Below are 8,576 nucleotides of genomic sequence, written 5' to 3'. Positions count from 1 at the left end.
AACAGCCCCCTGGAGTACAGACCGTGGCGCTCAACACCGCGCGGCGCTCCGCACGCACACGACCCCCCCGCGCGACCGCGCGCGGCCGCTGGCGCGGCTGCCGCGGGCAGCCCGCCCCCCCCCACCGCTCCATCACCCGCAGCAGCCGCGCCCCCAGCGGCCCTTCACGCGGCTCGACGAACCGCTCGGCCAGCTCGTCGGCCGCGCGGCGCAGGGCCGCCTCGTACAGACTCTGCTTGCCGGGGAAGTAGTGGTAGACGAGCGGCCGTGAGATCCCCGCGGCCGCGGCTATCTCGTCGATGGAGACATCGTCGGGGGAGCGGTGGCTGAACAGGTCGAGGGCGACACTGATCAGCTGCTGCCTGCGCTCTTCGACGCCCATTCTGCGGCGTACCCCGGTCGTCATGGGAACAGGGTACCGACTGCGGTGGCGCCGGGCGTTGGCCGTACCGGGACGTGCTGCGCCGCCGGGGCCCGGTGTGGGCGGGGCGCGGGCGGACTGCCGGGCCGGGCGCGGGCGGACCGGCGGGACCCGGCACGGGACCCTGCCGCGTGGCAGTTCAACCGGTGAGCCAGTCGTGGAGCACCTCGTCGTGGTGCGCGTCGAGGCCGGGGGTGGTGGACGGCGCGGCCTCGGGTGCGCCCTGGAACGCCACGGGCTGTCGCAGCGCCGTCATCCCGGCCAGCGCCGGATGCCGGAAACCGCCGGTGACGCCCCGCGGGCGGACGCTGTCGATGGCCTCCTGGAGATCCCGCACCGGGCCCGCCGGGACGCCCTGCTCCCCGGCGAGGGCGACGACTTCGGCCGCGGAGCGCTGCCGTGTCCACTCCTCGATGGTGGCGCGGACCTCCGGTTCATGGGCCGTGCGCGCCTCGTCGGTGCGGTAGACGGGGTGGCCGGCCAGGTCGGGGCGCCCGATCAGCTCAAGGAGCCGGTGGAAGGTGCGGTCGTTGGCCGCGGCCAGGACCACCGGTGCGTCGGCCGCACGGTAGACACCGAACGGGGTGGAGACCGGGTGCCGGTTGCCGACCCGGGTGGGCGGTGCGCCTTCGGCGGCCAGCAGGCTGGCGCTGGTGAGCTGGAGCGAGACCATCGCGTCCAGCATGGCGATGTCCAGGTGCTGGCCCCGCCCGGTGCGCTCCCGTTCGACCAGCGCCGCGCAGACCGCCCACGAGCCGTAGAGCCCCGCCTGCAGATCGGCGATGGACTCACCGACCTTGGTCGGCTCGCCGTCCGGGCTGCCGGTGGTCTCCATGATCCCCGACATGGCCTGGATGATCAGGTCGTAGGCGGGGCGCGCGGACAGGGGGCCCGACTGCCCGAACCCGGAGATACTCGCGTACACCAGCCGGGGGTTGTGGGCGAGCAGCGCGTCCGCGCCGATGCCGAGCCGGTCGGCGACCCCCGGGCGGAAGTTCTCCACGAGTACGTCCGCCCGCGCTGCCAGCGACCACAGCGTCTCCAGGTCCCGGGGGTCCTTGAGGTCGAGTGCGATGCTCCGCTTGTCCCGGTTGAGCATCGCGAAGTAGACGCTGACGTCCTGGGCGAAAGGCCCGAGCCGCCGGGTGTCGTCGCCGCCGGGCGGCTCGACCTTGACCACATCGGCACCGACGTCGGCCAGCAGGGACGTACAGAACGGGCCGGCGAGTACCCGTGACAGATCCAGCACCCGGATGCCGCTCAACGCGGGCATGGCAACTCCTCGGTTCGACTGCACTGAACGCTTCGACGAACGCTTCGACGAAGGTTTCGACAGCACCGAACGCTAGGAGCGCGGACCTCCCGGGGATATGTGCACAGCCACGGAGAACGGCACCGATACTGTGCAGGCGCACATGGCGGCGGGCGGTGGGCCGGTGACTGACTTGGTGCCATGAGCACCTCCGAACAGACACCGCAGCAACAGACACCGCAGGAACAGCCGCCGTATCGGATGCCCGCCGAGTACGAGGACTTCCGGGCCTCCGTACGCGCCTTCGCCGAGGACCGGATCCGGCCACTGGCGGACCGGGCGGACGCCGATGACGTCTTCTCGGCCGACGGTTACGCGGAACTCGTCTCCGCCGGATTCCACGCGCTGGGCGTCCCCGAACAGTACGAAGGGGCGGGCGCCGACACGCTGGCGCAGGCCATCGCCATCGAGGAGGTGGCACGGGTGTCCGCGGGCATCTCCACCGTCCTGAGCTCCAACAAGCTCGGCGTCACCCCGCTGCTGCTCGCCGGGAGTGCCGCACAGCGCGAGCGGTATCTGCCCCGAGTGGCCTCGGGCGAGGCGCTGTGCGCGTACGCGATCTCCGAGCGCGAGGCGGGCAGCGATGTCGCCGCGATGACCTGCCGTGCGGTGCCCGACGGCGATGGCTGGCGGCTCACCGGCACCAAGAGCTGGATCACATCGGCGGGCGAGGCCGCCGTGCTGATCGTGTTCGCGGTCACCGATCCCGCCCTGGGCAAGCGCGGTATCTCCGCGTTCGTGGTCGAGGCGACCGACGAAGGCGTCTCCTACGGCGCCCCGGAACGCAAGATGGGCCTGCACGGATCGGTCACCAAGGAGGTCCACTTCGACGGCGTCCGCCTCCCGGCCGACCGGCTGCTCGGCGACGAGGGGCGCGGGCTGCGACTGGCACTGGCGACGCTGGACCACACCCGGATCTCCATCGCGGCCCAGGCCGTGGGCATCGCCCAGGGCGCCCTGGACTACGCGGCGGACTACGTACGCGAGCGCCGCCAGTTCGGCAGGCCGGTCGCCGAGTTCCAGGGCGTCCAGTTCATGATCGCCGACATGGCGATGCACATCGAGGCGGCCCGCACGCTGACCTACCGCGCGGCGGCGGCCTCCCAGTGCGGCTCGTCGGACCTCACCTTCCTCGGCGCCGCCGCCAAGTGCCTCGCGTCCGACACGGCGATGAGGGTCACGACCGACGCGGTCCAGCTGCTGGGAGGCGCGGGCTATGTCCGCGACCACCCGGTGGAACGGATGATGCGTGACGCGAAGATCACCCAGATTTATGAAGGCACGAATCAGGTGCAGCGGATCGTGATGGCGCGGAACCTGCCGTAACTGGGTTTTTGCATTTCAGCGGTCGTTCTCGACGCTCGCGGCCCGTGATCGGCTACCTGTCCGTTCGGGACTGTTTCGGGCCGGTCATGGGCGTAATGGGTCGTTCGTATGGGCTCCCTCAGGCGACTTCCGCCTGTCCATCGGTGGGGTCGTCCGCGCCGGGCGTCAGCATGCTCGCGATGGCCGCCCGCCCGCGCTGCTCGGCTCCTTCGAAGATGTAGTGGTAGTGCTCCCCGAGCACGTCCGTGGAGCTGCGACCCATCCAGTCGGCCACACCGTTCTCCGGGACGCCCGCGTACAGCAGGCGCGATCCGTAGTAGTGCCGCATGGAATGCGGCTTGGAGGTACTCCCGTACGTGGGTGCATCGGCTGTTGAGGTCAAGGAACTGCCCGAAATCGTCGTCACCGTGGAACGGGAAGGAAAGGCCGGTCGGCCGAAGACCGTTTTCGCGCGTTGCTCTGAACCGCTCGAACGAACCAAAGAACACCTCTGCCATTCGCGGCAGGGGCGTTCTTTTGTTGGTCGGCGTCGCAGGCGGTCACTCGTTCTTGGGAGGGATCACGAATCCCCGCGTCGGTCCCGGCTCCGGTTTCTCCTCCGGGAACTTGGCGGCCACAGATGCCAGTGCATCAGCTGTCACGTCCCGGCGCGTGGCAGGGTCGGCCTTGTCGTACACGCGCCAGGGCCCCGCCGTGTTCTCCGGGTCCTCGGGTGCGACTACGCCGGGGATTTTCAACTGCCTCAGTACGGCGTCAACTTGCCGGGCCTGCTCAGCGTTCACGCTTCCGCCTTCCGTCTGCTCGCGGCCAGCCTAGCTACCGCCACTGCCCGAGCAGTGCGAAGCGCACTTGCCCGGATTGATCGGGCCGCAGCCGCCGGGCTTGGGCGTGTGGGAGCAGTTGGCTGCCACCGATACCAGGGCTGTGGCCGGGCCCGTCCACAGTTCGCTGTCCACGGTGTGCCCGGCCTGCTCGATGATGGCCACCGTACGAGTGAGCGCGTGATCGTCGTGTCGCTCGACGTCGGGACGCTCGGGCCAGTGATGCACGAACCGCCCCAGGTGCTCGCACAGTTTCCCGTACAGGTTCGTATGCAGGATCAGGGCGTGCCACCCCTCGTCCACCACGTTGGAGGGCGTGATCTTGACGGTCGGGAACTGCGCTGCGGCATCCATGAACTTGAGCGCTTCCACTACGATCCGCTCGGCCGTAGCCTCCTTCATGCCGGGGTTGTTGTCGATGACGGTGGCGACGACACCCTCGAACGCGGCAGGGGTGAGTAATGCGCGTACGTCGTGCATGGGCGTTCCTCCCTGTTGTGGGGTTTCACAGCCCACCCCGGTAGCTCGACTCGCCAAAGTTTCCGCTGCCGGGGTGGGATAGCCCGGTGGTTCGTCACGGGGTCGACGGACGCACCGGAGTCTCCTCAATCCGTTGCACGGAATCCGGCGAGACCAGCCACTCAGCGCCTCCGGACTCAGGCCATATAAACGCTGTCGGGCGCTTCCGGCGGTCCTGCGGCAGGTGGGCGGGGTCCTCGAAGTCCGGGATCACATCACGCAGAACTCCGACCCTGCCCCACGCATCCGTGACGAGGGCCCCGATGTCTCGGGCCGTGACCATCAGTGGTCCTCCGGATGCCGTCGCAGGAAGACGTTGCAGTCCGGCACTGTGGTCATGTCGCCCACCCTCGCGCGGTCTCGCGCGTTGGCCGGCTCTGTACATCCAGCGCAGCGCGGCACGGGGGTGGGCTTCAGGTCTGCAGTCAGTGAAAGCTCTACCGGCCCGCTCGGACAGGTTCTCGGCTCACTCATGCCGATACCCCCAGCCCCCTCCGCCGTTTTCATCCCGCTCGCCATGCTGGCCTCCCGATCGATTCCGCGTCGATGTGGCGACCGTAGGAAGCCGGGAGGACCGGGCTCCACAAACTTGCATGAGCTTGCACGTCAATTCATTTGGCGCGTTGCGGTATTGACGCTCTCTTCCCAGTTCAAAGAGGCTGGTGCAAGTCCAAGCAAGTGCCTCGACCAGGGAGCCTGCCGTGGCCGTAGAGTTCTTTGGGATTGACCCCGACACCGATCGGGACCACTGCCCCACCGTGTGGGCGGACGCGGAAGCACAGGAGGTCTTGTTGCAGGGGTGGAAGCCAACCCCCGGGACTCAGGCGGACTGTGAGGCGACCAGCCCCGCGAACGGCTCAGTACCCGAGACTGAGGCAATCGTCAGGATTCCGGCCAGGATGATTCCGATGATCAGGGAGGCGTGTGATGCCGTCGAGCGTGCCCAGCTTCGCTGAGCTGCTTGGCCGGTGCGAGCGGTCCGCCGTTCATCTGGAGTTGCGCGACTCCTACGCCGCCACGGACCGGTTCGAGGCGTGGAAGCAGGGGGAACGGATCAACTGGCAGGACCGCGAGTCCTGGTGGCACCCCTACGACCAGTTGATCGCTGACACCGTCGCCAGGGGTGTGGTGATCCGAAGGGCGCGAGTGATCTCCGAGCCGGTGTCGGAGTACATCCGCTGGGAGCACTACGTCACCTACGCCAACGTCACCGCGGGGGAGCAAGTCCGCTGGCTTCCCCGGCCGCACGCCACAACCATCCCCCTTCCGGGAAATGACTTCTGGCTGTTCGATGACACCCTTCTCCGGGTGCACCACTTCTCGGGTGACGGTGCGGTGGTGCAGGACGAGATCACGGCCGATCCGGAGGCAGTGAAGCTGTGCTCCGCCGCATTTGAGACGGTCTGGGAGCGAGGGATCCCGCACCACCAGTACAAGGTCTGACGAAAGCCGGCTCCATGCCTCCGCACCCCTCCGCACGTGTTCAGAAGGCCCGCGAAGCCCTGGCCGGCCGGCTACGCGAGATCCGAAAGGACGCGGGGATCAGTGGGCGGGAGCTGGCCGTCAGGTGCGGTTGGTCGGAATCGAAGTCGTCCCGGATCGAGAACGCCAAGACGCCTCCGTCCGATGTGGATATCAGGGCATGGTGTCGGGCCTGTGATGCCGAGGACCAGGCCCCGGATCTGGTGGCGACCAACCGGCAGTCCGCGGAAGCGCATGTGGAGTGGAAGCGAGTCCAGCGGACCGGCCTCCGGCGGCTCCAGGAGAGCATCGGCGACCTCTACCAACAAACCAGGACCTTCCGTGTCTACGTATCCGACGTGATCCCTGGCTTCCTTCAGACACCGGGGTACGCCTCCGCCTTGCTGACCTCCATCGCGGATTTCCGAGGAACACCGGACGACGTGAGCGACGCCGTGGCGGCCCGCATGCGGCGTAACGAGGTGCTGAGCAAGGGCGGGCACCGGTTCTCTTTCGCACTGGAAGAGTCGGTGCTGCGCTACCGGTTGTGCAGCGCCGAAACCATGGCAGCCCAGCTCGGCCACCTGCTCGGGATCATGGACCTTCATAACGTCGCCGTGGGCATCGTCCCGTTCTCGGAGCAACGGTCAGTGTGGCCCATGCCCACCTTCACGATCTTCGACGACAGCCGGGTGCACGCAGACACGTTGGATGCTGCGTCCACTCTCACGCAGCCCAGTCAGGTCGAGCTGTACGCCCGCGCCTTTGAACGTCTCTCGCAGGGCGCGACACGAGGCGCGGCAGCACGCTCCCTCATCGCGGACGCGGTGGCGTCGCTGGGCTGACCGGCAACGGAGACACCTCACGTGTGGCTGATCCTGGGCAAATGCTGGGGAAGCACCCTGTGAAGGGTGTGTTTACGCAGGCCAGAGCGGTAGAGGCTGTAAAGCACCCAGATCTACGAGGGCACCAACCAGATCCAGCGGGTGGTCATGGCGCGGCAGGTGCTGGGGGGCTGAACCGCCCCCGGGCGCCCGTCAGTCGTCCTGGTCACCGGCCGGCCCCAGCACCTGCAGCGCCAGCCAGAGTTCCAGCCGGTCCTGGGTCGCCGTGAGCCGTCTGCCCAGGAGCCGTTCGATCTGGCCGAGCCGGTAGCGCAGCGAGTTGCGGTGCAGATTGAGGGCACGGCAGGTCTCCGTGACCGAGCCGTCGTGGGCCAGGTAGCTGCGCACGGTGGCCTCCAGGGCCGCGCCGTGCGCCTCGTCGTAACGCCGTACGGGTTCGAGCAGGCTGGTCGCCAGCTCCGTCAGAGGCAGATCGGCGCTGCTCAGCAGCAGCCCCGGCAGCGAGAGGGTGCGGCACTCCTGCACCCCGGGGCCCTGACGCTGGGCCTGCCGGGCCTCGTGGTAACCGATACGGATACCGTCCGGCCCCTGGTGCGCCCCGCTCACACCGACCGCCACGGACGGGGATCCCGGGCCGCCGCCGATGTGGTGCAGCAGCCGCTCGGCGACGGACCGGGCGTCGCCGTCCGCCGGGACGAGTACGACGATGCCGTCGTCCAGCGGGCACATCGGGTACGGGTCGGACTGCCCGCGCAGCAGCGCCGCCAGGTCGAGGGGCCGCTGCCGCAGCAGGGAGGCGGCCTGGCCGGAACTGGCCACGACCACCCGGTGGCCGGCCCGCGGATCCACCCCGATCCGGCTCAGCTTGCGCTCCGCCTCGTTGCCCCGCAGCCCGTGGTGCAGGATGTCCGCGACGACCTGCCCGACCAGTTCACGGCGCCCGGAGAGCAGCGCCTGGCGGCGTGCGATCTCCAGGCCGGCCAGACCGGCCACCGGTGCCAGCAGGGTGACCTGCTCGTCGGGGCCCCGGGCCACCAGGTAACCGGCGACGGTGCCGTCCGCGCGTACCGGGAAGGACACCAGGCCGGGAGCGTCCGCACTCGGGGTGTCCGAAGCGGCGGCGACTTCGCCGACGGGCCACCGTGCCGACCGGGGATGCTGTTCGAGTACCGTGCCGGCCGGGTCGATGACGGCCACATCGGCGCCAAGCCTGCGGGCCAGCAGCGAGACCAGATGGCGCAGTCCACGCCCCGCGAGCAGGGCGCCGGTGATCTCGTCCTGGAGCCGGATCATCAGCCGGGTGCGGGCGTACTGCTCCGCGAAGATCCGGTCCGCCGCCCACCGGCTGATCTGGATGAACGGGATCTCCACCGGGGAAGTCAGCAGCGCGAGCCCATGGCGTTCGGCGGCGGCCCGCAGCCCGGCGGGAACCCGGTGGTGGACCAGGCCGATCCCCACACACACCGCCGCGACCGGCACCGCCACCAGATCACGCACCAGCCGGTCCCACTGGGCTCGGGTACGTCTGCGCAGCGCGGTGGTCAGCACCAGTTCGCCGCCGCGCAGGAAGGGGACCGGGTCCTCCAGCTCCGTGGTGGACGACCAGCTGACCGGCACGTCCGGCCAGGAGCCTGGAGAGGTGACCGCGGTCAGCCGCAGTTCACGCTGGGCCAGCATTTCGGATGCGAGGACAGGCACCGGGCCAGGGTGCCACAGCCGGTCCGTACACCGGGGGCGTGGTGCACGGGGGCTGGGCCGGGGAAGTGGCGAACGGCCGGGAGACGGCGAAGGCCGGGGAAAGGCGAACGGGCCGCCGCGGCACGCCATACCTGCGCCGACGGCCCCCCGGCCCGTGGTGCATCCTCTCCGCC

9 protein-coding genes and 1 pseudogene are annotated in these 8,576 nt (G+C 69.4%); 4 read left to right on the top strand and 6 right to left on the bottom strand.

Features of this window, described 5'->3' with window-relative positions; translation table 11 throughout:
* Positions 1 to 125: 125 nt before the first annotated feature.
* Both ACFXBC_RS22975 and ACFXBC_RS22970 read right to left on the bottom strand, forming a co-directional pair.
* Positions 126 to 406: pseudogene (locus ACFXBC_RS22975) on the bottom strand (TetR/AcrR family transcriptional regulator); the annotation flags it as partial.
* 154 nt (positions 407 to 560) lie between these two features.
* Entirely contained in the window at positions 561 to 1,694 is a 1,134-nt protein-coding gene (locus tag ACFXBC_RS22970; protein WP_385027419.1) for a CaiB/BaiF CoA transferase family protein, read from the bottom strand.
* Between the two features lie 180 nt (positions 1,695 to 1,874).
* On the opposite strand from ACFXBC_RS22970, the gene ACFXBC_RS22965 reads away from it, so the two are divergent.
* Positions 1,875 to 3,059 carry an acyl-CoA dehydrogenase family protein gene (locus tag ACFXBC_RS22965; RefSeq protein ID WP_385027416.1) on the top strand — a complete coding sequence of 395 codons (1,185 nt, stop codon included), beginning with the start codon at positions 1,875 to 1,877 and terminating at the stop codon, positions 3,057 to 3,059.
* A gap of 118 nt (positions 3,060 to 3,177) precedes the next feature.
* Here the strand turns inward: ACFXBC_RS22965 and ACFXBC_RS22960 are convergent, their stop codons facing one another.
* The 3 genes from ACFXBC_RS22960 to ACFXBC_RS22950 all read right to left on the bottom strand — a co-directional run bounded on the left by ACFXBC_RS22960 (position 3,178) and on the right by ACFXBC_RS22950 (position 4,360).
* Positions 3,178 to 3,387 carry a hypothetical protein gene (locus tag ACFXBC_RS22960; RefSeq protein WP_385027413.1) on the bottom strand — a complete coding sequence of 70 codons (210 nt, stop codon included), beginning with the start codon at positions 3,385 to 3,387 and terminating at the stop codon, positions 3,178 to 3,180.
* A 211-nt stretch (positions 3,388 to 3,598) separates the two neighbouring features.
* Entirely contained in the window at positions 3,599 to 3,841 is a 243-nt protein-coding gene (locus ACFXBC_RS22955; protein ID WP_385027410.1) for a hypothetical protein, read from the bottom strand.
* A 30-nt stretch (positions 3,842 to 3,871) separates the two neighbouring features.
* Complete coding sequence (locus ACFXBC_RS22950) at positions 3,872 to 4,360, bottom strand: glycine-rich domain-containing protein (RefSeq protein ID WP_385027407.1); 489 nt, start codon at positions 4,358 to 4,360, stop codon at positions 3,872 to 3,874.
* A gap of 740 nt (positions 4,361 to 5,100) precedes the next feature.
* Between ACFXBC_RS22950 and ACFXBC_RS22945 the strand changes: the two genes are divergently transcribed.
* The 3 genes from ACFXBC_RS22945 to ACFXBC_RS22935 are packed head-to-tail and all read left to right on the top strand — an operon-like array spanning position 5,101 to position 6,705.
* Positions 5,101 to 5,355 (top strand): hypothetical protein, encoded by a 255-nt coding sequence (locus ACFXBC_RS22945; protein WP_385027404.1) that lies wholly within the window; start codon positions 5,101 to 5,103, stop codon positions 5,353 to 5,355.
* On the top strand, positions 5,327 to 5,842 hold the full coding sequence (locus ACFXBC_RS22940) for a DUF6879 family protein (protein ID WP_385027401.1): 516 nt from the start codon (positions 5,327 to 5,329) through the stop codon (positions 5,840 to 5,842). Before ACFXBC_RS22945 ends, ACFXBC_RS22940 begins: the two co-directional genes overlap by 29 nt.
* Positions 5,843 to 5,856: 14 nt before the next feature.
* Entirely contained in the window at positions 5,857 to 6,705 is an 849-nt protein-coding gene (locus tag ACFXBC_RS22935; RefSeq protein WP_385027398.1) for a helix-turn-helix domain-containing protein, read from the top strand.
* A 192-nt stretch (positions 6,706 to 6,897) separates the two neighbouring features.
* On the opposite strand, the gene ACFXBC_RS22930 is transcribed toward ACFXBC_RS22935, so the two are convergent.
* The gene (locus ACFXBC_RS22930; protein WP_385027395.1) at positions 6,898 to 8,403 is read right to left on the bottom strand and encodes a PucR family transcriptional regulator ligand-binding domain-containing protein; all 1,506 of its coding nucleotides are present in this window, start codon (positions 8,401 to 8,403) and stop codon (positions 6,898 to 6,900) included.
* Positions 8,404 to 8,576: the final 173 nt, after the last annotated feature.

The organism is Streptomyces sp. NPDC059398 (assembly GCF_042751845.1).
GTDB lineage: Bacteria > Actinomycetota > Actinomycetes > Streptomycetales > Streptomycetaceae > Streptomyces.
This window is presented reverse-complemented; position numbering and strand designations above follow the sequence as displayed.

Excerpts from the sequence above, each read along its gene's own strand:
- ACFXBC_RS22960 (WP_385027413.1), bottom strand. The coding sequence starts at position 3,387 with ATGCGGCACTACTACGGATCGCGCCTGCTGTACGCGGGCGTCCCGGAG.
- ACFXBC_RS22965 (WP_385027416.1), top strand. The coding sequence starts at position 1,875 with ATGAGCACCTCCGAACAGACACCGCAGCAACAGACACCGCAGGAACAG.
- ACFXBC_RS22970 (WP_385027419.1), bottom strand. The coding sequence starts at position 1,694 with ATGCCCGCGTTGAGCGGCATCCGGGTGCTGGATCTGTCACGGGTACTC.
- ACFXBC_RS22940 (WP_385027401.1), top strand. The coding sequence starts at position 5,327 with ATGCCGTCGAGCGTGCCCAGCTTCGCTGAGCTGCTTGGCCGGTGCGAG.
- ACFXBC_RS22935 (WP_385027398.1), top strand. The coding sequence starts at position 5,857 with ATGCCTCCGCACCCCTCCGCACGTGTTCAGAAGGCCCGCGAAGCCCTG.
- ACFXBC_RS22950 (WP_385027407.1), bottom strand. The coding sequence starts at position 4,360 with ATGCACGACGTACGCGCATTACTCACCCCTGCCGCGTTCGAGGGTGTC.